At 47.7% G+C, this 22,854-nt stretch carries 18 protein-coding genes; 4 read left to right on the plus strand and 14 right to left on the minus strand.

Annotated elements, in window-relative coordinates; translation table 11 throughout:
* The 4 genes from QT984_RS09840 to QT984_RS09855 all read right to left on the minus strand — a co-directional run.
* Positions 1-599 (minus strand): biotin/lipoyl-binding protein (locus tag QT984_RS09840; protein ID WP_333373864.1); only part of this gene is annotated, 599 nt, incomplete at its 3' end.
* A 477-nt stretch (positions 600-1,076) separates the two neighbouring features.
* A complete protein-coding gene (locus tag QT984_RS09845) occupies positions 1,077-1,703 on the minus strand; it encodes a Uma2 family endonuclease (protein ID WP_333052076.1) in 627 nt (208 codons plus the stop codon).
* A 287-nt stretch (positions 1,704-1,990) separates the two neighbouring features.
* The gene (locus QT984_RS09850) at positions 1,991-3,259 is read right to left on the minus strand and encodes a pitrilysin family protein (protein WP_333052073.1); all 1,269 of its coding nucleotides are present in this window, start codon (positions 3,257-3,259) and stop codon (positions 1,991-1,993) included.
* A 335-nt stretch (positions 3,260-3,594) separates the two neighbouring features.
* The gene (locus tag QT984_RS09855) at positions 3,595-4,860 is read right to left on the minus strand and encodes a pitrilysin family protein (protein ID WP_333373866.1); all 1,266 of its coding nucleotides are present in this window, start codon (positions 4,858-4,860) and stop codon (positions 3,595-3,597) included.
* Positions 4,861-5,192: 332 nt separating this feature from the next.
* Here QT984_RS09855 and QT984_RS09860 point away from each other — a divergent pair, with 332 nt between their 5' ends.
* The gene (locus QT984_RS09860; protein ID WP_333052069.1) at positions 5,193-6,221 is read left to right on the plus strand and encodes a hemerythrin domain-containing protein; all 1,029 of its coding nucleotides are present in this window, start codon (positions 5,193-5,195) and stop codon (positions 6,219-6,221) included.
* Positions 6,222-6,644: 423 nt separating this feature from the next.
* On the opposite strand, the gene QT984_RS09865 is transcribed toward QT984_RS09860, so the two are convergent.
* From QT984_RS09865 to QT984_RS09880, 4 genes are all read right to left on the minus strand, one after another.
* On the minus strand, positions 6,645-7,505 hold the full coding sequence (locus QT984_RS09865; RefSeq protein ID WP_333052065.1) for an SDR family oxidoreductase: 861 nt from the start codon (positions 7,503-7,505) through the stop codon (positions 6,645-6,647).
* 398 nt (positions 7,506-7,903) lie between these two features.
* Positions 7,904-10,315 (minus strand): SdrD B-like domain-containing protein, encoded by a 2,412-nt coding sequence (locus tag QT984_RS09870; RefSeq protein WP_333270785.1) that lies wholly within the window; start codon positions 10,313-10,315, stop codon positions 7,904-7,906.
* A 545-nt stretch (positions 10,316-10,860) separates the two neighbouring features.
* Positions 10,861-12,780: an SdrD B-like domain-containing protein gene (locus QT984_RS09875; RefSeq protein ID WP_333270782.1), complete on the minus strand. Its 1,920-nt coding sequence runs from the start codon at positions 12,778-12,780 to the stop codon at positions 10,861-10,863.
* A 102-nt stretch (positions 12,781-12,882) separates the two neighbouring features.
* The gene (locus QT984_RS09880; RefSeq protein WP_333052058.1) at positions 12,883-14,094 is read right to left on the minus strand and encodes a transposase; all 1,212 of its coding nucleotides are present in this window, start codon (positions 14,092-14,094) and stop codon (positions 12,883-12,885) included.
* Between the two features lie 545 nt (positions 14,095-14,639).
* Here QT984_RS09880 and QT984_RS09885 point away from each other — a divergent pair.
* Positions 14,640-15,317 (plus strand): peptidoglycan-binding protein, encoded by a 678-nt coding sequence (locus tag QT984_RS09885; protein ID WP_333052055.1) that lies wholly within the window; start codon positions 14,640-14,642, stop codon positions 15,315-15,317.
* Positions 15,318-16,093: 776 nt separating this feature from the next.
* Here the strand turns inward: QT984_RS09885 and QT984_RS09890 are convergent.
* Positions 16,094-17,968, minus strand: a complete 1,875-nt coding sequence (locus tag QT984_RS09890; protein ID WP_333052052.1) for a DUF1565 domain-containing protein — start codon at positions 17,966-17,968, stop codon at positions 16,094-16,096.
* A 365-nt stretch (positions 17,969-18,333) separates the two neighbouring features.
* On the opposite strand from QT984_RS09890, the gene QT984_RS09895 reads away from it, so the two are divergent.
* Positions 18,334-19,416 carry a thiamine phosphate synthase gene (locus QT984_RS09895; RefSeq protein ID WP_333052050.1) on the plus strand — a complete coding sequence of 361 codons (1,083 nt, stop codon included), beginning with the start codon at positions 18,334-18,336 and terminating at the stop codon, positions 19,414-19,416.
* A 192-nt stretch (positions 19,417-19,608) separates the two neighbouring features.
* Positions 19,609-19,821, plus strand: a complete 213-nt coding sequence (thiS, locus tag QT984_RS09900) for a sulfur carrier protein ThiS (protein WP_333207754.1) — start codon at positions 19,609-19,611, stop codon at positions 19,819-19,821.
* A 202-nt stretch (positions 19,822-20,023) separates the two neighbouring features.
* Here thiS and rpmA read toward each other — a convergent pair whose 3' ends face one another.
* From rpmA to QT984_RS09925, 5 genes are all read right to left on the minus strand, one after another.
* The gene (gene rpmA / locus QT984_RS09905; RefSeq protein ID WP_333052045.1) at positions 20,024-20,323 is read right to left on the minus strand and encodes a 50S ribosomal protein L27; all 300 of its coding nucleotides are present in this window, start codon (positions 20,321-20,323) and stop codon (positions 20,024-20,026) included.
* Between the two features lie 27 nt (positions 20,324-20,350).
* Positions 20,351-20,743, minus strand: coding sequence for a 50S ribosomal protein L21 (rplU, locus tag QT984_RS09910; protein ID WP_333036112.1), 393 nt, complete (start codon positions 20,741-20,743; stop codon positions 20,351-20,353).
* 381 nt (positions 20,744-21,124) lie between these two features.
* The gene (locus tag QT984_RS09915; RefSeq protein ID WP_015176895.1) at positions 21,125-21,340 is read right to left on the minus strand and encodes a hypothetical protein; all 216 of its coding nucleotides are present in this window, start codon (positions 21,338-21,340) and stop codon (positions 21,125-21,127) included.
* A gap of 324 nt (positions 21,341-21,664) precedes the next feature.
* A complete protein-coding gene (locus tag QT984_RS09920) occupies positions 21,665-22,162 on the minus strand; it encodes a DUF3122 domain-containing protein (RefSeq protein ID WP_333052043.1) in 498 nt (165 codons plus the stop codon).
* Positions 22,163-22,418: 256 nt separating this feature from the next.
* Positions 22,419-22,790 (minus strand): c-type cytochrome, encoded by a 372-nt coding sequence (locus QT984_RS09925; RefSeq protein ID WP_333270775.1) that lies wholly within the window; start codon positions 22,788-22,790, stop codon positions 22,419-22,421.
* Between the last annotated feature and the right edge of the window lie 64 nt (positions 22,791-22,854).

Raw genomic sequence — 22,854 nt, forward strand, 5'->3', positions numbered from 1 at the left:
GCTAACGCTGCCTCAGCTACGGCAATATCCTGGCTTCGATTGCCGTTGAGCAATTTTTCCAGACTTGCTTGTTGTTCAGCTAACGCTGCCTCAGCTACGGCAATATCCTGGCTTCGATTGCCGTTGAGCAATTTTTCCAGACTTGCTTGTTGTTCTGCTAACACTGCCTTAGCCACGGCAATGTCCTGGGTTCGAGTGCCGTTGACCAATTTTTCCAGGTTTGCTTCTGCGGCTGCGAGTTGTCCGCGAGTTTGGGTAAGTTGCCCCTGAAGGTTGGAGTCGTCCATGTAGGCGAGAATCTGCCCTTGTTCAACCCTATCTCCTTCCTTGACAAGCAAACTTTTGAGCATTCCTGAAGTTTTGGGGCTGACGTTAACGGAACGTTCGGGCACAATTGTGCCGTTTGCCGAAATTGTAATCGGCAGGTTCACCCTTTCGACAGCAACGGTTTTTTCCTGGCGCCTGGTTTCGCGGCTGGATTTGACTGTGAGTTGGCTGTAAGCTGTGTAGCCGACTCCTGCCAGCAGGGAAGCGGCGAGGAGTCCGCTAAGCCAGGGAGTCAGCTCTTTTTTTATCTGAAAGTGCTTTACTAAGTACATATAAATTAGACCTGATGGGTCTGTCTTGAATTTAGACCGATCGGGAACACAAAAGGTTCAATTGAAGTCTCACTAGGTTTTTTCGGTTGTAGCGCAGGTATCTTCGGATAATAAGGAATGAGAATTAAATAACTTCCACTCTTGAAAGTGGGATGGGCGTCCCGCCCGTCTTTTTTGGACGGGCTATAAGAGCCCATCCCACAATAACAATTAAAATTGTAAGTTATTTAATTCGCGATCCTTAGTTCCGCTCGATCCAGATGTGAAGCAGTGGTGTGAGGCTCAAGACTCACAGTATAAAACTTTAATTAATAACGTTTTACGCCAATATATAGAGAATAATAAAACTCAGCACTCAGCATAACCCTACGTTGCAAAGGAATTAGATTGATCGCGAACGGTCTACTGAAACCTTGTGGCTAAACCTATTTTTATCTGAAGAATATATCCTAATATATCCTACGTGTTGTAGTGATTTTACCTGCCAGCCATCAACACCTGTTCAGCAGTCAGTTTTAAATCTGGGAAAGTTAGAGAGACGATGGTCTGATTGCCCCGAATCTGCTGAATTTGATATTCCCCATTCACTAAAGTGCAGATAGAGAGGGTGGGTTGTTTGGGCTTCCCAATGTGTTGAGTACCACCTAATCCTGCGTAGTCTGCAATCCAATATTCAGGAATACCTAAAACTGCGTAGTCTTCGACCTTACGGGAATAATCATTTTGCCAGTTGCTACTAACAACTTCTGCCACAAATTTAATCGAACTACCCAGTGTCAGGATCGACTCGTCAGACCAAAACAGTTCTTTGGTAAGTTCATCTCGATCGACAACTGCAACATCAGGTCGAAATGCTGTCATACCAATATTTGAAGGGCGCAATAGTCCCCGCTGAAGGACAAACCAAGGTAAGCCTGTTCCATCGATCTGGACACAGATTTTTGTGGTAATGAAGGCTGCAACCTCCTCATGAGGGCCTGTTGCTTCCAAGTCGAATACTTCTCCATCGATCAGTTCATAGCGGTTATCGCCACCATAACGGGCGATAAACTCGTCAAAGCTGAGTGGCTTCTGTTGTATTGGTTGGTCGATCGCAATGGTCATAGCTCAACTTAGCCCAATCAATTCTTTTAGTATATCAGACATCTCCTAAAAAGCCTGTTTTGAACAGGCATCCTGCCTGTTCCACAAGAATTATGGGAGATGTCTATCAGATTGAATACGCGATGTGTGACGGATCAAACCGTTACCGATGCCCCATTACCCTATGCCCTATGCCCTATGCCCCATTTTCATCTCTTACGCCCCAACGCGAAACATTCATTTTACATTCCTAGAAATAGCGATCGCATCGATCGAACTTTTGAAAAGTTCGATCGCCAATTTCCTACTTAACAAACAGCCACTACACCCAACTCTGTAATCGCCGCCTCCGGGCCCACCAAAGAAATATACGGTTCTACAAAATATTTCTTAGCAGCATCCCGCGCTTGTGAAGCTGTCACCTGTGCAATTTCTTCTTGAAACTGCTGGTCAAATTTAATTCCCAATCCCAAAATTTCGTACCAACCTAAAACTTGGGCAATTTGCGAATTAGTTTGTTTTCCTAAAGCATATTGACCGAGCATTTTATTCTTGCAAGCTTGCAATTCTTCCTCGCTTAGTTCGATGTTGGCGAGTCGATCGACTTCTGTACGCAATCCTTCAAAAGCCGTAGTTGTATTTTCCGGCGCCGTACCCATGTACACGACAAACTGAGCCGTGTCCAAGCGCGTCGCGTACAGCGCAGAAACGTCGTAAGCCAAGCCCCGCTTTTCCCGCAATTCCACAAACAATCGGCTCGACAAACCGTTACCCAAATAAGTATTCAGCAATTTAATCGCTGCGTAGTCGGGATTTTTGACAGAGGGTGCGAGGTAGCCCAGCATAATCACTGATTGCTGCGTATCTTGCGCGGTAACGACCGATTGAGGGGAGGGTGACAGGGGGGGGACGCTTAAAGTTGGCAGGGGTGTTAAAGGCGCTTTCCAGTCCCCAAAAGTTCGATCGATTAGGGCGATCGCATCTTCGGTCGATATTCTGCCGGCTACCGAAATAACTACATTATCGGGACGGAAATAGGTTTTGTGGAACTGTTCGAGCTCGTTTCTGGTGAGCTTTGACATAGTAGCTTCCGTGCCCAAGGGAGAGAAAGCATAGGGGTGTTCTTGGTACATCGCGTGCCGCAATTGCTCGAAGGCGATCGCAAATGGCTGTTCTTGTTGCGATCGAATTGCTGATATGGCAATACGGCGTTCAAGTTCGACTTCAGCTTCCGGGAAATTCGGCGATCGCGTCAATTGCGCCGCCAACTCCAAAATCTCCTCAAAATCCGCAGAAACCGTCTTCAAACTCACTAAAAAATAGTCTGTAGTAGAGTCGGCACTCAACCTCGCTCCCACCGATTCTACACGCTCGGCAATTTCCAGCGAAGACAGTCGATCGGTTCCCTTAGTCATTACCGCCGACAGCAAGTGACACAATCCTGCTTGTTCCGGCTGCACGTAGCGACTGCCGGCCCGCAGGAATATCCTAGCTGCAATAATATCTGCTGCTGGATTTTCTGCTGCTAAGACAACAATACCGTTGTCTAAAACCGTGCGCTGGATTTCATTTTTCATGGTTAATTTAGTTGGGAACTTGTACTGAGAGTAGCTGAAGTATTGGTAATTGAAAATGGGTAAGGGGTAATTGGTAATGGGTAATTGGTAATTACTTGATTGCCATTTTTCTATTTTCCATTTGCATCTTGTATGATGTCATACCGGGCAGGGCCTGACGCACAACCTCTAAATGTAACAACATCTATCCTGTAAGGTGTGCCACAAGCACAAAGAACCCTGGACAAACGCCGAACCTCTATCCCCTAGGGTGCGCCACAAGCACAAAGAACCCCGGACAAATGCCGAACATCTCTCCGGTACCAAAAATATATGTATTTTTACCCGTTTACCAATTAGATTGGTTTTAGCACCACAGCCGTGTAGCGGCGGGGAGAGAGATATTGTTGAGCTAGGCGCTGAAGGTCTAATGGCCCAAATGCTTTAATCCTGGTGGGATAGCTAAGCGCTAATTCGGCACTGGCGATCGTATTGTAATATCCGTAAAGACCTGCTAACTGTCCCGGCGTTTCGAGCGAGAAAGCAAAATCGTTGCACAGCAAACGCTTACAGCGAAGCAATTCTACCTCGGAAACCGGCTCAGACTGCAATTCCCAAAGCCGATCGCAAATCCGAGATTCCACCTGTTCGATATCCTTCGCCTCCAAGACTGCACTGATAGTAAATAAACTCGATTCCCGTTGCAACGAGAAAGTGCTGTCGATCGCCTCTACCAATTGTAATTCTTCCCGCAGTTCCCTGACTAAACGCGAAGTCCGCCCGTCTGCGAGCAACACCGACAGCAAATCCAAGCCGCAAGCACTTTGCAACTGTTCAACTCCCGGCCCCGTCCAGGCCATCATCAGCCGCGCTTGTTCCAATCGGGGGAGACAGAGTTCCTGACGGCGAATTTCTATCAGTGGCGGTTCCGCTTCTGCGGTTAATTTGGGACAATCCCACCGCTCGGAAAACTGCTCGAATGCTTTCCCCGTGACATCCCTAGCCTGTTCTTCATCAATTCCCCCGACTACCACCACAGTCATATTTTCCGGCTGATAGTGCGATCGATGGAAACAGCGCATTTCGTGGGGAGTTCGCGACATCAGCAACTCTTCCGTGCCCAATACCGATCGCCTGTAGGGATGACGCTGGTAAACTGTTTCCATCATGGCTTGGAAACCCAGCCAATCGGGATTGTCTTGAGCTTGACGGATTTCTTCTAGCACCACATCTCGCTCGCGATCGAATTCCTGATCGGGAATCGAAGCGCGCAGTAGCAATTCTGCCAGCGGCTGCGCTGTTTCTGCTAAATAATCGGCCGCAGCGTTGACGAAAAAATGGGCGTAGTCGTGACTTGTAGCTGCATTGGCGACACCGCCGCGATTTTCGATTACCTGGTCAAATTCTCCAGGGGCGATCGAATCCGTCCCTTTAAATATCATGTGTTCTAGAAAATGAGCCATTCCAGACCAAGAATCCGGCTCCAGCGTAGCGCCAGCCCTCACCCACACGTCTAGCGCGACCACCGGTGTGGCCGAAATCCGCTGGTGAATGACCGTTAACCCATTATTCAGCTTCCAGACATTGGCTGGGAACTCTAAAGCAGTGAGCAGTTGAGACAAGCTAGTTATTCTTAAACTTTAGTTAACTTCGGCTGCAACTATGGTAGCGCCTTCCAGCTATGCGATCGGGATTAATTGATACAAAAGTCAGTTGTCACTGGGCCCTTGTCAGTTGGCCCTTGTCAGTTGGCCCTTGTCAGTTGTTATTAAGGGTAATTTTAGATTTTTTTTAAAACGACCTTAGCCTTAATTAATTACCATTTTTTTGCTCAAAAGTCAATAGGTTGCGCGGGATATTAATGAATCAGTCGGGAGAAAGAGGATGTTATCAGAATATTTCAATAAATTAAGAGATGTAAGAACACTAAAGACATTGAGAGGAGAAACGACAGATGGTAGCTACCTTAGAAGATACCAAGCGCCAAGCGATCGCAACTAAATTAGCAGACATGAAAGCGCTGCAAAACCTGTTGATCGCCAACGAGCAATTATTCATCAATTCCTGTAACGACTCCGAACTAGCCCAGCGCTTCCGGGATATGCTCGAAGACGATCGCAAAAACTTGGGTGTATTAGAAACCGTAATCGTTCAATACGGAATTCAAGCCGAGCCCAAAGAAACCAGCACAAAAATGATTGAAGAAGTTCAGAAACTCATGAAAGGTTCTGAACTGACCATGTTTGAAAAAGTCGCTCAGCACGAACTGCTCAAACACAAACAAACCATGGCTGGCTTATTAATTCACAAAGCCGCTCAAGTAGTCGGCGCCGACATCGAAGCTGCCATTACCCCGCTCAATACAGTTAACTTTGAGAACCGCGCTCACCAAGAACAACTCAAAGGAGTTCTCGAAATTTTAGGCGTGCGCGAACTGACCGGCAAAGACCCCGACCAAGGCGTTTGGGCTCGCGTGCAAGATGCAATGGCCGCCATGACCGGCATCATCGGCGGTGCAGTTACCCGCAGCAAAGATGAGATGAACATCACCGAAATCCTCACCATGGATCACCGGAAAGCCGATACCCTCTTTATGGAAATCGCAAGCACCGACGATCCGAAAAAACTGCAAGAATTCTTCGGTCAGTTGTACAAAGATTTAAGCGTCCACGCAGAAGCAGAAGAACAAATTGTTTACCCAGCAATTCGCAGCTACTACAGCAACACTCAAGAACTGTACAACGAGCAAGCAGAAATGAAGCAAATGCTCGCCAAGATTAAGTCAATGAACCCCAGTTCTTCTGATTTCAAAGCCCAAATCAAACAGCTCCAAACAGCAGTTCAGGAGCACGTTAAAGAAGAAGAAAGCGATATGTTCGCTCAAATTCGCCGCAACTTGAGCGAAGCGCAAATGGAACAAATGGCTACTCAATTCAAAGCAGCCAAAAGCACAATGCAGCAAGAAATGGCTAACCTGAAATAATTTAGCAGCGAGCTAATTGTAGCTCTAGCTGAGCTAAAAACTAGCTAAACTGCAACCTATCAATCCCGCTACCAACGTGGCGGGATTACTGTTTTATCTAATATCTAAAATCACAAATGTTCAATATACAGCGTATCGCAGGTTTATGAAGTAGATACAGTAGGGACACGGCGCCGTGCCCATTGGTGTCAACTTAAGACTAAAACCCTTGAGAAATATGGGTTTTATGCCAAGTCTAGATCCCCCTAAATCCCCCTTAAGAAGGGGAGTAGGGGTTGACTTTGACTGCACTCTTGTCCCCCCCTTCTTAAGGGGGGCTAGGGGGGATCTAGGCTTAATAGTCAAACAGCAGTCTCTGAAAGGGTTTGACGTTAAGTTGACACTAATGGGCTCTTGGAGTGTCCCTACGGGTATCTATTATTTCTAGCCATTAATCACAGAACCGCCGTTGGGATGCAAAATTTGACCAGTCATGTAAGACGAATCTTTTGAAGCTAAAAACACGTAGCTGGGGGCAACTTCATCGGGTTGACCGGCGCGTCCCAATGCCGTGTCTGCACCAAATTTTTCCACTTTTTCTTCAGGGAAAGTTGCAGGAATTAGAGGCGTCCAAATCGGGCCGGGGGCGACTCCGTTGACGCGAATTCCTTTCTCAGCTAAACTTTGAGACAAGGAGCGAGTAAAGGCAACAATTGCTCCTTTGGTGGAGGAGTAATCTAACAATTGTTGATTGCCTTTGTAAGCGGTGACAGAGGTAGTGTTGATAATTGCACTTCCTTCTTTGAGGTGTTTGAGAGCGGCTTTGGTGAGATAAAACATCGAGAAAATGTTGGTGCGGAAGGTGCGCTCTAATTGTTCGGCGGTGATGTTTTCGATGCTTTCTTGGGGATGCTGTTCGGCGGCGTTGTTGACGAGGATGTCGAGATGGCCAAATTCTTTAACTGTTTGTTCTACAAGGTTTTGGCAGACGCTTTCATCGCCGATGTCGCCGGCGATCGCCATACAGCGCTGGCCTTGTTGTTCGATCGCCTCTTTGGTCTTTTTAGCATCATCATCTTCGTTAAGATAGCTGATGACCACGTTAGCGCCTTCCTTGGCAAAGGCGATCGCCACGGCGCGCCCGATCCCACTGTCTCCGCCGGTAATTAAGGCTACTTTGTCGCGCAATTTGTCGCTACCACGATATCCCTCCGCGAAGGATTGAGGTTGTGGAGTCATCTCGGATTCAATACCGGGTTGCTGTTCTTGATGTTGAGCCGGATTAATCTTCTGTTCGGTTGGCATAAAAAATTCCTCTAAGTTCTACCTCTATAAATAAAGGTTTTCTGTCACTAGGGAATCGCTCTTTTTGCTGATCGCGCTCTACGACTAAAGACAGTAATTAAAGAGATAAATAAACCCGTCAGCCGATCCCATGATTGTGGCGGGCTGGTTTATATAAATTGTGAGTTTTCCTCAAAGATTGTCGGTAAAACGCGCCCCTACGAGCATCGGGATATATTTGTTGTAGAGGCGGGTTTCACGAAAAATATTTCCGGTAATTAAAGAAATCGATAAACCCGCCCCGCGAGCCTCTAATTATTGTCAAAACAGCAAAAAGCACGTCAAAACATCATTTGACGTGCTTTTTAAAGAAGCTAGTTGCTAATTGCTGAGTCTCGAACTAGAAACCTAACTTAAGATTAAAACAGCAAATTCGTAGGCTCAGGAGCACCGACGAACAATGATTCATCACGCTGAGCTGCTAAAAACGGTAGGATCGCAGCCTGTGCCCCCTCTTCCAACTTCTTGCCAATAATATTAGCCGCACCAGCATTCTCAAGTACGATCGAGTTGTCAAAGCTGACTTGTGGAGCGACTGAGCCACTGACGTTAGTCAGACTATCTGGAGTATCAATCACACCCGTGTCGCCAGTCAGCGGATCGATGCTCCGAATAGCTATTCCTTGTTCCGTCGGTACTGGCGCCGGCACGATCGGCGTTACAAAAGTATTTGGCCCCGGCACAGAGAACGTAACAGGGTTAGGCCCTGTCGGAATCGGGAACTGGTTGGGAACATTCGGATCGTTGAAAACTTCCAATACCGAGTAGTTGCCCGGAGCTAAATTGGTGAACAGGGCAGTACCAGTCGCATCACTCCTTACCAGAGGCTCGGTAGCAGCATCGTAGCGGCCGTTCCGGTTCAAATCCAAAGTGAATGGGATGCCCTCCAAAGGAGGCTCACCCTGATCTTGCACGCCGTTGCGGTTGTCGTCCCGGAATTTGGGAACTATCAAGTTAAAGAACTGGCCGTTGCCCACCAAAGCACAAGTAAACGTTTGGTTGGCCCCCAGAACGATGTCCAGTGGTTGAGTAGTTTGGAAAGAATTGGAAGGAACCACTTCCCGGACTCGGTAAATACCGGGGGTCAAATTGCCAAACTCCCAGCGACCGAACTGATCGCTGACGGTACTTGCTTCTCCGTCATCAAGGGCGTCGTTACCGTTGGTGTCGAGGAAGATTGTGACTCCTGCGATCGGCGTTTCAAAGCCGTCTCGGTAGCCGTTGCCGTTCAAGTCTTGGAATTTGCACCCAGTGATGCGGCTGTTGGGGGTGTTGCCAAAGACGACGTTGGCATCTTGAGTGCTGAGGTTGAACTGCACCCGATCCGGAGTAGTTGGACTAAAACCAGCTTGCGGCACTTCCCGAACCACATAATTGCCCGGTTCCAGGTTGGTGAAAGCACCGCGCCCGTTGGCATCAGTTACTAGCGACTGTTCCCCTGTGTCGAGGGCGCCGTTGTCGTTGGCGTCAAGGTACACCGTGATGCCGGGAATGCCCACTTCCTGTAGAGTGTTGGCCGGTTCGTAACGACCATTAGCGTTCTGATCGTTGTATTTGAAGACCGTGATGTTAGGGCGCGTATTCCCGACAGCACCGCTACCTGGATTTACCAAAATCGGGGTGAAGAAGACTGCGGGTTCGGGGTTGACCGGCGGGAAGGGGGGCGGGAAGTTCGCCGCAACGATCCGCTGGCCGCCTGGAACACTATCATCTGCGACTATGAAAGGCAGTGTTCCCTGCTGCCGCGATAGGGCGCCTGGGGCTGTAACTTCTACCGGGTTCTGGGTAGTGTTAATTGGCGGCTGGTTGGGTATGAATGTTTCAAAGGTTTCCAATACCGAGTAACTGCCAGCTTTCAAATCTCTGAAGGTAGCCCTACCATCAGGGCCAGTGAACACCTGCGGTTCGCCCGCGTCTGTCCTGCCGTTCCGGTTCAAATCGAGGATGAACGGGATGCCTGAGAGGGGAACTTCGCCTCCATCTTGTATGCCGTTGGCATTGTCGTCCCGGAATTTGAAGATCGGGATTTCGTACAGGGGAGTGTTGCCTACTTGAGCGCAGGCCCAGATTTCGCCAGGGCCGAGGTTCACGTCAAGCAGGGGGGTGCTACCGGGGGGGGTGCTTTGGGGAAAATCTCTTTCTAACGGTTCAGTGCCCGGCCCGTTGGCGCGCTCTTCCCGAATCCGGTACTGCCCAGCCGGCAAATCAGTGAATCGGAACTCGCCGTTTCTATCGGTTAAGGTAGTGCGTTCCCCTGCATCTAGCTGACCGTTGTTGTTGGCATCGATATAGATTCTGACGTTTTCCATCGGGGGTTCACTCCCGTCTCGAAAGCCGTCGTTGTCTACGTCGAGGTATTTGCAGCCAATAATCTGACCGCCCTCGATGGGAGCATTGCCGAACAACACTGTGGCATTAGTTCCCGCGAGGGTGACGACGACTGGGTTGGGAGTTGTCGGGGTGAATCTGGGTGGCGAGATTTCCCGGACTGTATAGGTGCCTGGAAGCAAGCCTGGAAATACGAAGTTTCCGCTGGCGTTTGTCAGCGTCGAGGGTTCACCTGGATCGACAGTGGTGTTGTTATTGGTGTCAATAAAGATTTGGACATCGCGCAGTCCCGGTTCGCCCGGTTCTCGAACGCCGTTGCCGTTGAGGTCATTGAACTTGGTACCCTGGATACCCGCAGGAGCGTTGCCAAAATTGATGGTTGGCGGTAGCACTATTGGGGGTAATACAGGAAGTACCTGACTAGCTATTCTTTCTTCTGCCATGATTTTCTTTTCCTTCACACCTAAATCTACGTAAGCTACAGGCTACTGTATCACTTTGTCAATCAGCAGTTAGCTGCTGCTAGCGACTGACGATCGCTACTCAATCATACATACGTCTACGTTGCTCAAAGGTTCCTCATCTAACCTCCGGCTTACTCCAGCTTTGTCGCACGAGATTATATCAGGTTTTGAATAGCTGTGGCAATTTGAGCGCAATATCTTCAAGATTTGCGCCCTGAGTTCTTCTGCCCGTGGACACTTGCTGTTTAGAGCTGGAACAACGTTAAGATTCACTGAACCTCTGTGAATTGAGCGACCTGGCCACGAGGGCGATCGCACTTGGGGAATTGTCTGATTATTCCTAAAAACAGGTATGATACTACCTCTGAATCTTGCTCCTCATATACAAGCCAGCTTTGGGCTTCCCGGAACTCTGGCTATGCGTTGGAGGTTGCCAACAATAGGGTATCACGCGATCGCCCTTTAACCTCTTCCTAATTTTTATCTGCGGTTTGGGATGTGGGGCGATCGACTTTTGTGTCACCCTACATAACCGAGAAATCTCTCGCGCCCATCTGCACAAACGAGTGAGCGATCGCCCCATTAATTAATTCATTTCTATTGACAAATTTACCGATTTGTGCATTATGATTCAAACCTAAATTCTGTTGCCCAAAGTTAGGAATATTGCCTAAATTTGCAAAAAATCCATCACTCAAAAATTTACTAATTCGATCGCTATCATGACCCTGGCTCAAAAGCAAGCTATCGGCCCTCATATTACCTGCAGGTTCGGGTCCGGTATAGCTGTTGGCATCCGTCAGCGGGTCGCCCTTCCAGGATTTAGCCGCCCTACCCTCAGCCTCTCCCGTTACCAAATCGATGCTGCTGGCCCGAATCTCTGCCGAGACAACAACCACCGCAGGCGGAGTAGTTTGAATAAAACCGGGGGGCGGAACTTCCCTGACAACATAACTACCTACCGGAACGTTACGGAAACTGTAATTGCCCTCAAGGTCGCTTAAGGTACTCGCTTCACCCGGATCTAAACTGCTGTTGTTGTTGAGGTCGATGTAAATTTGAGTATTGGCGATCGGCGGTTCCCCAGGATCTAGGCGGCCGTTGGCGTTAAAATCGTTAAATTTCACACCGCTGATCGTGCCAGTCACCAATACATTGCCAAAGCTGAGATTAGTGGCATTTGTGCCGTTGCCCACGCTAATCGGAGTCGGATTTGGCGTGGTTTGTTGAAAACCGGGCTGCGGGACTTCCCTCACGACATAGGTTCCTGGAGGCAAATTGATAAAAGAGAAATTACCTTCGGGGTTGGTTAAAGTCGAAGGTTCGCCCGGATCTAAACTGCCGTTGTTGTTGAAATCAACGTAAATCGGCCAGTTGGCAACTCTCGGTTCCGTCGGTTCGTTGATACCGTTAGCGTTGAGGTCGTTGAACTTGAAGCCGCTGATGCTGCCGGTGGGAAAATTGTTGCCGAAATTGACGCCGACTGCGTTGGTATTGCCGGTGATGTCGATCGGGCCTGGATTTGGCGTAGTCTGTACCCATCCTGGTTGCTGGATTTCCCTGACCAAATATCTGCCGGGAGAAACATTGGCAAAAGTGTAGTTCCCTTGCGGGTTGGTGATGGTGTTGGGTTCGCCCGGATCAAAGCTGCCGTTGCCGTTGAGGTCGAGGTAAATTTGCCAGTTGGTCAGAGGCGGGTCTGTCGCATCTCGGACGCTGTTGGCATTGAGGTCGTTGAACTTGACACCGCTGATGCTGCCGACAAAAAAGACATTGCCAAAATTGATGTTGTTGACAGTGGCGTTGGAAGTAACGTTAACCGGGCCGGGGTCAGGCGTGGTTTGAAGAAAACCCGGTTGCTGGACTTCTCTCACCAAATATGTATCTGCGGGAATATTGACAAAAGCGTAATTGCCTTCAACGTTTGTAAAGGTAAAAGGTTCGTCGCCGTCTAGCCTGTTGTTGCGGTTGAGGTCGAGGTAAATTTGCCAGTTAGCTAGCCCTTGTTCCCCAGGATCTCGGCTGCTGTTGTTGTTGATGTCGTTGAATTTTGTGCCTGCGATCGTCCCTGCGTTGAAGTTGTTGCCAAAATTGATATTGCCAGCGTTTGTGCCACTGGTAATTGTGATGGGTGCGGGATTTGGGGTAGTTTGGCGAAAGTTCGGCTGCTGGACTTCCCTAACTTGGTAAGTGCCCGGTGGCAGGTTGGCGAAGATGTAGTTGCCTTGCGGGTTTGTGAGGGTGGAAGGTTCGTTAAACTCAAGCTGGCCGTTGTTGTTGAGGTCGAGGTAGATTTGCCAGTTGGGAATGGGGACTTCTCCGGGATCTGGGAGGCCGTTGGCGTTAAAATCGTTGTATTTAGTGCCGCTGATGCTGCCGACTTGGAAGTTCCCGATGTTGACGTTGCCGATGTCTATTTGGCTGGCGGTTCTGAATTCGGACATGGTGTTGCTGGGGCCCAATGAACGCGGTTCAATGTTTTCTGTAGGGCAATCTAGCAGTTTTTTTGCCAATTGCAGCTATTTCAGGGGTTGACACTCCCCTGGCTAAAGCCGAGGGGATTCTTGATTCGCAGAATCAACTTGCCGATGCAGAATTACTTCAACATCGGTAGCGGTCAATTCTCCACAAGCGTTCGGATCTAAGATCCTAGTTCCGACGTGCCCCGTCGTACTTAATCCCCGACTTAGGATGTTTTTAGCTGCGTTCCAGTCACGATCTAATACGCATCCACACCGACAAGCGTGGGTTCGTGTTGATAGACTTTTCTTAACAATTGTTCCGCAGCTAGAGCATTCTTGACTTGTTCCGTTAGCTGGTACGGCAATCGTAATTCTTCCGAATACTTTGCCGAAATACTCCAACCAAATTCGGAACATATACCAAGATGCGTCGTTAATCGATTTTGCTAAAGAGTGATTCTTCACCATATTTTTGATCCTCAAGTCTTCGTAGGCTACACAGTCGTTAGACTGGATGACGCATCTTGCTAACTTCACGGCAAAATCTTTACGCTGTCTACTTATTTTGAGGTGGCGCTTCCCTAGAATCGCTCTAGCTTTTTTTCTGTTTTGTGAACCCTTGACTCGCTTTGAGACTCGTCTTTGGGATTTTTTCAACCTGCGTTCTCCCTTGCGGAGGAAACGCGGGTTCTCAATTGCAACCCCATTTGAGTCTGTGTAGAACTCTTTAATTCCTACGTCTAACCCGATGGCGTTACCTGTGACTTCAGTCTTTTCAGAACGGTTAACTTGAATGCAAAACTGGACATAATATCCGTCTGCCCGTCTCACCAAACGTACTCGCTTAATTTGACTACGCTGATAGAAATGTAAGTCGCGTGTTCCTTTTAATTTGAGCTTCCCGATTCCTTGCTTGTCGGTAAAAGTGATGGATTTTCGGTCGTCTGCCAAGCGCCATCCCGTAGTCTTGTACTCGACGGATCGGTTGTCTTTCTGGAATTGCGGGAATCCTTTTTTTCCTGGGACTTTCTTTTTACAGTTGTCGTAGAATCGGGAGATCGCCGACCACGCTCTTTCTGAGCTAGATTGTCGAGCCATGCTATTCAAGTCATCGCAAAACGTCCATTCCTTAGCTAAAACAGCGCTATACTTGTTCAATGCGTATTTATCGACATTTTCGTTTTCCATCCAAAACCGCAATGCTTTGTTTCGGATGAACTGCACCGTTCTAATTGCTTCGTTTACAGCGTCAAATTGCTGCTTTTTACCGTATGCTTTGAACTCGAAAACTAACATGACTTCGACCTGATCACGATAGTCTTATGCTAGCAGCATTGGCTTAACCTTACTCTGAGGGTTCACAAAGATTTACATAGCTTTACTCTACAGCGCCATCCTGAAATCTAAGAAAATAGACTGGGAGGCTAAAGCCTCCTTGCCCCTTTCATCCCCGGACTAAAGTCGCGGGGTTTTCAGGATATTATTTATAAATTTTTTTTAGGAAAGGGAAGGGGAGAGGGGGAGAGGGGGAGAGGGGGAGAGGGGGAGATTGGGAGAGGGGGAGATTGGGAGAGGGGAAGATGGGGAGAGGGGGAGATGGGGAGAGGGGGAGATTGGGAGAGGGGGAGAGGGGGAGATTGGGAAAAATCTTCACGCTTGACTTGTTGGCTTAACATCCATCCGTTAAATTCTCCCTTGCCAATGCGTTGCCGAACTTCACGCTTGACTTATTGGCTTAACATCCATCGGTTACATCCCGTAGATTGCTCGTTGCCGAAATTCCCAATTTTTTCCAGATTTGATGTACGATCGCTACCAGTTTTGCAGAGGTCGAATTCCCAATGTCCCAAAACTTGACAGCAAGCTGGAATGACGCCCGCGAGGTTCCGAGTTTGCTCTTTGGCTGGAGTTTGTGCGGTTTATTGGCAATAGGCTCGATCGCCCCTACTCCTGCTGTCGCACAGCTACCTACCTCCGAACAAGTTAACAGCAACAGCCGGATCGCTCAAACAGGTGCGATCGTCCGCCCCGCAATCAAATTGGGCAGCCGCGGCTCGGAAGTGATCGAACTCCAAGCTGCTCTTCAATTGTTGGGCTTTTATACTGGCTCTGTAGACGGGATTTTCTCACAAAGCACCGCTAGAGCTGTGTCTCAGTTTCAGGAAGCAGCAGGCTTGCCTCCCGACGCCATAGTCGGTCAAGATACTTGGAATCGGCTGTTTCCTGCGACTCCGAGCGCGATCGAAAACCCGATCGCCAACGATCCTGTAACTGGCGACAACTCAGAGATTAGCCCCGAAGCGCAGCCAACCAATTTTCCTGTTTTAAGAAGACGAATGCGGGGGCCGGCAGTCAGAGATTTGCAAGAGCGGCTGCGGGCCAAGGGATTTTTGCGGGTGAGTGCTGACGGCGTGTTTGGCCCGGAAACTCAAGCTGCTGTCAAGGCGGCTCAGCGACAATACCAATTGCCAGCAGACGGCATTGTCGGTCGCGCAACTTGGGAAGCTCTGCTGCGTTGACAGCAAGGTGTAGAGTCTTGGACGCAGCAAGACTCAAGAAACCGGGTTTTTTACCTATAACTCTGGATGTAACGCCGTATTTTTGTAAAAAAACCCGGTTTCTGATATCCCCAAAGTCGAGATTTTATTAGCAAACTGCACATTGTGCGACCTACTAATTTTACAAATTGTTAATAATCGATTTGGGAAGTATTTCATCACATCAAAAAGTGTCAAGTTTGGTAAACAAAGTGTTTTTATGGGCGGAGTTGGTGTTAACTTAAAAACATGAGGGGCAAAACCAAGAAGCACAAAAAACTTGGATAAAAAATTTGGAATTAGAGTATTTGTCCCGATCGGCTCTAGTCCGCAGGCAACGCCTGAACCGTGTAGCTTATTAGCAAAGAAAGGTTGATATTGCGATTCGTATTGGTTAGATAGCTTGAGGCTATTGCATGAATCAAAAGTTGCGATCGCACAGTCAAACACAGAAGTCTGAATAGACTCCGCTGATAGCTAGCTCGTCTCCAGAGTAGTTGCAAAAAAGTCCACCTTAGTTGTAGTTTGCTGAAACTCAGTAGAGCTAAAATCCCACTTGAATCAACTTAATTTACAAAGTTTTTAGGGTCTGGCATCCGATATGCTAGGCCCTAAAATTTTGTTGTTGGTTATTGGTTATTGGTTATTGGTTAACCTCCTTTAAATGCCGAACAGCTTAGCCGGAAAGGATATTCCCAATGCCCAATTCCCAATGCCCAATGCCCAATTCCCAATGCCCAATTCCCAATGCCCAATAACTATTTAATTTCTTCAATTTGAGCATTCAAACCGTTAGCGCTGAGCATTTCTAGCAATTCCTCAGCTTTTTCGCGTTCCCGAAAAGCACCGGCTTGGATCACCGGTCGTCCGCTGGAAAAAGAGCGAAAAGCACCGGGAACGAGGGATTGCATTTTTTGTCGATCGCCCCAACTGTTGGCATCCACCACAACTCGATACCGGAAACCCAAAGCTCTGGCTCGATCGAATGACGGCGAATTATCCGCGGCATCAGGCCAAGAATTCCCCCCTAAAGCAGCAGGTACATAGCCGCCCCTTCCGATCGGAATGTTGCGGCCCGGAACCGGCAATCTCCCCTCGGAAGAAACCGAACTCGAACTATCAAAATTGGGAGGAATCATTGATTGCTGTACCGAAATTTCTGAAACAGATCGATAATTCGGATCGGGCACAGGAATTGCGATTGTCCCTGGGACTACCGATGAAGCACCGACATTCCTCCCAGAAAGCTCTTGGCGCTGGGCGCTTCGCGGTGCGGGTCGATTTTGCACCGGTCGCCTGGAAACGGGCGCAGGCGGGGGAAGTGGCGCTCTTTCAACTCTGGGACTTAGTCGCCCAGGAGTGTAAACAGGGAGAGAAGTGTCGGGGCCACCGATGCTGGGAGGTCGATCGGCTATACGCTGCAAAGCACTTCCCCCCATTGGCCCTGGGGTAAAAGTTCCCGCCACATCAACCGATCCCGTCGTCCGGCTGCTCGACAATTGATTGCCGTAAGCTGGGATTACTTGACCTTTGGCCGCATTGTTCACATCGTACTGGCCGTTGTTGCGAATGACATTGCCCCCTGGTTCGGCTGCTGTTCCCAAATCCGGCAGAGAACTCGATATCGCCACAATTCCGTCCCGCCGATTACTCTCGATATAATTGTTACGCAGCACCGGTCTAGCATTAGCTTGCACCACTACGCCGTCCTTATTGCGAGTAATTTTGTTCCCAATCAGCAGAGGCGAAGCGTTCTGCGCTACATTTACCCCAAATCCCGTGTTTTCAAACACATTATCTCGAACTTCCGGCTGGGAACTGCCAAAAATCGTGATGCCGTTAGCTCCATTTTTCGAGAAAACATTCCCGCCAATCGTCGGCCTGGAAGTACCCACTACCGAAATTCCGTCGTGAGTGCTGCCAGAAAAAGTATTGTTAACAACTGTCGGAGAACTCGATTCGATCCACAAAGCGTAACCGCGAGAGTTGGTATTCGTCACCGTCACCCCGCTGAGTCCCGCCCCGTCTGCGCCTAAAATCGCAATATTTTGACCCGCCGAAGTCGGACTGATAAAGTATCCTCCGCCTTTGATGAGAATATTCTGACCGCGAGTGTTGGGATTTCCCTGAACTGTTACGCTGGGCCTGAGCATTAATGGAAATTTTTCGCCGGTTTGCTCGCTGTAAGTACCGGGCGCTAGCAAAATAGCTGTTTTGGGCGGGGCCACGCTTAAGGCGTAGGTAAGGGTTTTAAACGGAGCTCGATCGCTGCCGTTGCCTCCTGTGTCGCTGCCCCCGATCGAGCTGACGTACAGTATGTTAATCTCGCTCTGCAGCGTCTGAGAAAGTAGCTGCACTCCGGGTATCCCGGCAGCGATAACTGACGGTTGATGGTTGCCAAGGGCGGTCATCGCAAAGACGAGTAGAAGGCAAGAACTCAAACAAGATTTTTGCGATCGCTTTTCTTTGCACCAGGTCTGTTGTAAGTAAATCAGCATAAACAAACGCAACTTATCTGTGATCCGAGTTTCGCCTCCGGTGTTTCGTGTCGGGTTTTCGCGATCGAAATTTAAAGACGCCCGCCTGCTTGGGTTGTTCTCCCTTAATCTTTTGTGTTGTTCTGCTAACCTCACGGCTCTCCTCCCAAGTGTGGTATGCAGCTTAACGATTTCACTCTCATCAAGTTTGATCTATTATGCTTCGTTTTTCTCAAATTCAATAAAACTTAAAAATTTGTCTAAATTAAATCGGTTGAGGTAAAAATTAGGCCGATCGCTTTGCTACGATCTTGACCAAGAATTTCAAAGGTGGTACAAGCCCCCCCTCTCGATCCGTGGAATCAATCGAAAGCATCTCAAATCTAAAATCCTTGCGTCCCCCGAATTTATCTCGCGCAAGTCAATCCAAAATCCAAAATCTAAAATCTAAAATCGAATGACGGCGTGGGAGAATATAGCGGTTTGACTGGTAGGATTAATTATAATTAGGGTGGTTGTGAATGACCGACAAACAAAACAGAACTTTACCGGCACAGCCAGCCCTCTGCCGGATTTTAGATGCAAATTTAGATCGATCGCGCGAAGGGTTGAGAATTATTGAAGAATGGTGCAGGTTTGGTCTCAACAGCTCGGATTTAGCTGGCGAGTGCAAGCAACTGCGTCAAGAATTGGCTGCTTGGCACGTCGCAGAATTGCGAAGTGCTAGGGATACGCCGGCCGATCCGGGTACGGAGTTGACTCACCCGCAGGAAGAGCAGCGTTCGAGCATTCAGCAGCTACTGGAGGCGAATTTCTGTCGGGTGGAAGAAGCTTTGCGGGTACTCGAAGAGTATGGCAAAATTTACGATCGGAATATGGGCGCGGCTTTTAAGCAGATGCGCTATCGGGTTTATACTCTCGAAAGCGATTTGCTGGCTTACCGGCGCTACCAGCAGTTACTTCGATCGCAGTTATACCTTGTAACTTCGCCGAGAGACAACTTGATGGGAGTCGTGGAAGCTGCTTTGCAAGGGGGACTGACTTTGGTGCAGTACCGCGACAAAACCTCAGACGACGGCGCAAAGCTGGCCAACGCGCGTAAGCTTTGCGAACTTTGTCACCGCTACGATGCTTTGCTGATTGTGAACGATCGCGTGGATTTTGCGATCGCAGCGGATGCCGACGGCGTACACTTAGGACAGCAAGATTTGCCTGTGGCGGAAGCGCGCAAGTTGCTCGGCCCGGGACGGATCATCGGTTGTTCGACTACGAATGGCGAGGAAATGCAGCGAGCGGTTGATGCGGGAGCAGATTATATTGGAGTTGGGCCGGTCTACTCCACTCCTACTAAACCTGATAAACAGGCCGCAGGTTTGGACTATGTGCGGTATGCTGCTACTAAGTCACCGATTCCGTGGTTTGCGATCGGCGGAATTGATATCAACAACCTCGATGAAGTATTGAATGCCGGAGCTCAAAGGGTTGCCATAGTACGCGCGATTATGGAAGCAGAACAGCCTACTTTAGTGACGCAGTTTTTCATCTCGCAGTTGATTCGGATGCAGAATCTGAAAGCTCAGAAAGCTTTGCACGGGAAAAGCTAGGTTTCAGTAAGCTAGGACTTACACATCGGTAGTCAGAAACCGGGTTTTTTTGCGAGAAGACACGTTACAGCCCGCAAATTCGGTAAAAACCCGGTTTCTCTGGTAAAAGTGCATCCAGGACTGTTATTGAAAAAGTCGGGAACCTAACAAATAACAAATAACAAATAACTAATAACTAATAACTAATAACTTATGATAAATCAAATTGCGCTGCAAGTTAACGGAGAAACCCGCAATTGTGCGATCGACACACCGTTACCAGAATTACTAGAACAATTGGGATTAAACCCGCGCTTGGTGGCTGTGGAGTACAACGGGGAAATTCTGCACAAACAATTTTGGGAAACTACACAAATGCAAGAGGGTGACATCTTAGAAGTTGTCACAATTGTCGGAGGAGGCTAGCCACAAATTAGTGACAAATTAAGCCTCTAGTCCGCCAGGGAATGAATTCCCTGGCTAATAGCGAAAGTCCTCTCAAGAGGACTAATGAGTTCTTCAGTCCTCATAGCGAGGACTTTAGCTTTGAGGCAGGGGTTTCAACCCCTGTCGGACTATCGGTTCTACGTTAAGTTATCAGGAATCAGCCGAACCTAGGAACGTAGAATTAAACTGCGACAGCTTCAGCCACAGCTTCAGCCACAGGTGCTGCTACAACAGGATAAATGCTGACTTTCTTGCGAGTTTTGCCTTTTCTTTCAAAAGTCACCACACCGTCAATCATGGCAAACAGAGTATCATCTCTGCCGATACCAACATTATTACCAGGGTGAACTTTAGTGCCGCGTTGACGGATCAAAATGTTGCCAGCTTTGACAACCTGACCGCCGTACTTTTTGACACCCAGACGCTGAGAATTAGAATCGCGTCCGTTACGTGTACTGCCTGTACCTTTCTTGTGGGCCATAATATCCTCAACTGTATTTACTATGTTTTATTCTGAATCAGTTTCGGCGGTTTGGGGAGTTTCAACAACTGCTTGAGTTAAGTCTCTGGCGGCCAAGACTGTACCGTTGACGCTAATCGAGTCAATCATAAAGCGAGTTGTTTCTTGACGGTGCCCTTTTTTCTTCCGAGTTTTCTTTTTCGGCTTCATCTTGTAGACGAGGACTTTGCGGCCCCGGAAATGCCGGAGAACCGTTCCTTCTACAGTGGCATTTTCTAGTAGAGGCTGGCCGATATGAACCTCGCCTTCGTGCTGGATCAGAAATACTTTGTCTATGGTGACTTTGGATTCAGCTTCAACGTGAAGCAGTTCGATGTCGTAGAAGCGGCCTGGTTCTACCCGAAATTGTTTGCCGCCGGTTTCAATGATTGCGTAAGTCATGGGATGGTTGTTGAGATTGCCGTACAGGTAGCTGATGAGTCATTGGTCATTGGTCGTTGTGGACTTTTGACTGCTGACTGCTCTCCAGCTTTTGGAATGTCTTAACCTGATCCGAGCCGGATTTAGACAGACAATCTACCATTATTCGCGATTTTGGTATTTTTGTCAAGTTCGATCGCGCTGGAAAGTTCTAATTAGGTAAGACTTACGCACGGGTGGTCAGAAACCGGGTGTTTTTACGAAAATTCTTCGTTTTCAGCCAGAGATTAGGTAAAAAACCCGGTTTCTTCGGTCTTAATGCGTAAGCCCTGTTAGGGATAAAATATAGAAGATGCTTTAACTTTTTTATCCCATTTCTCCAAAAGGTCGATCGAACTCGATTCAAGCCGTCGCAGAACATTTGCGCGATCGTAACAATTCCAAAGCTTGCTGTTTCACCCTACCCTCCATAACCTCTTTCTGCAAATTAATAAAAGCCTCAAAATCTTCTAAACCATACTTGGTCATCTGCAACTGCTGTCGCAACTGTTCTTCGGCCTCAACCGTTAAGTAACCTGTTGCCAAAGCTTTTCGGACAATTTTACTGATTAAAGTCATAGTAGATTTACCCTGAATACACCTACGTTAAAACACTGAAGTTTTGTCACCTGACTAACTCAGTTTTTAGTTTGTTTCATAATTACCCTTAAAATAGGTTAAATCTACCTTAAGGTCTATGTAAATAAAGTTATTTTTGATACATTGATGAAATCGTAGCGATTTTAAATGTAGAGTGCTATTAAATTGGTATCTTTAGTTTTTGCCAGACCACATTATTCTTCAAATACGTTAAATCTACCTTAAGGCATATTTAAACATAGCGATTTGTGACATGGGAAATTGTATGGCTTTTAAATGTAGAGTGCGCTTAAATTGGTATCTTTAGTTTTTGTCAGACAACAGCCGCCATTCTCTCACAGCAAAAGGAGGAACCAGCAATTCTGTTCCTTTTTGATTTTTCACGGGCAAACTCAACAGCAAAGGTCGATTGCTTTCCAATTGTGTAATTATTGATTTAAAATCGTATTCTCCGACATTAATTGGCAAATTCGACTCGCTCCAAATATCATTAGCATTGCCAATTTCCCGCTTGCCCGCCGCAACTTTCAGCGAAACAGGATGCTGCAATTCTGTTCCGGGAAATCCTACTAATCTCAGATTTAAAGACTTTACTACTCCCGACTTTACGCGCTTGTACAAAACAACTTGCCATGCTTTATCGTCTGTATCACGCAGGCTTTGTACGGATCGGAACATTACTGTCTCAGCAGTTTCGGGATATTTGTGAATCGAAGCCAAAGCGGGCGGGCTAACTGCTAAAATTAGATACAAGCACAAGCTAATAATAGTTAAAGCTTGACGCCAATAATGTATTCTCAACTTTCCATCCTCCGATAATTTCCCTTTATTTTACCATACAATAAAGCCTAAAAAAACGCCGACTTTCTATTGATAGGAATTCTGCATAATAATACAGCCTATTCGAGGTTTATGACGTACACCCCAGAAACCGGGTTTCTTTACAGTTCTCGCATCATTACTGATTCTGTTGAAGAAACCCGGTTTCTTTGTACTACAGGAAGGAACCGGGTTTATGAGACACGATTGCGTAAGTCCTAAATAATCAACCGATGTTCTATTTCCAATCGGTTTCAGCTTGCGATAGCACGTAAGCTGAAACATCGATAATTTGTTGTTGCGACAAACGATCTTTGTAAGCTGGCATAATACCTTTGCCGTTGGTTACTAAGTTGGAAATGTTGGCGATGGAATCCATGCCGTATTTTTTTAATGCTTTTTGTTTCAAGTTTTTGCCGCGCCTGATAATGTTGCCGCCGTTGATGTGACAACCTGCACAGTTGGCGCTGAAGACTTCGGCTGCGGTTGTGGGATTTGTAGCTGTATCTGCGAGGGCGATTTGGGAATTAGTGGCGATGTCTACAAATCCCAGTGTCAGTATCAATAGACAGGCGGTGAAGATTTTTTTTAACTTATTTAGCGAAATCATTTATTTGCAACTTGAAAAAAAAATAGTGCTGGATTTAAGGATATCACTAAATACGGATTTTGGG

The sequence above is a fragment of the Microcoleus sp. Z1_B2 genome (assembly GCF_036700325.1).
GTDB lineage: Bacteria > Cyanobacteriota > Cyanobacteriia > Cyanobacteriales > Microcoleaceae > Microcoleus.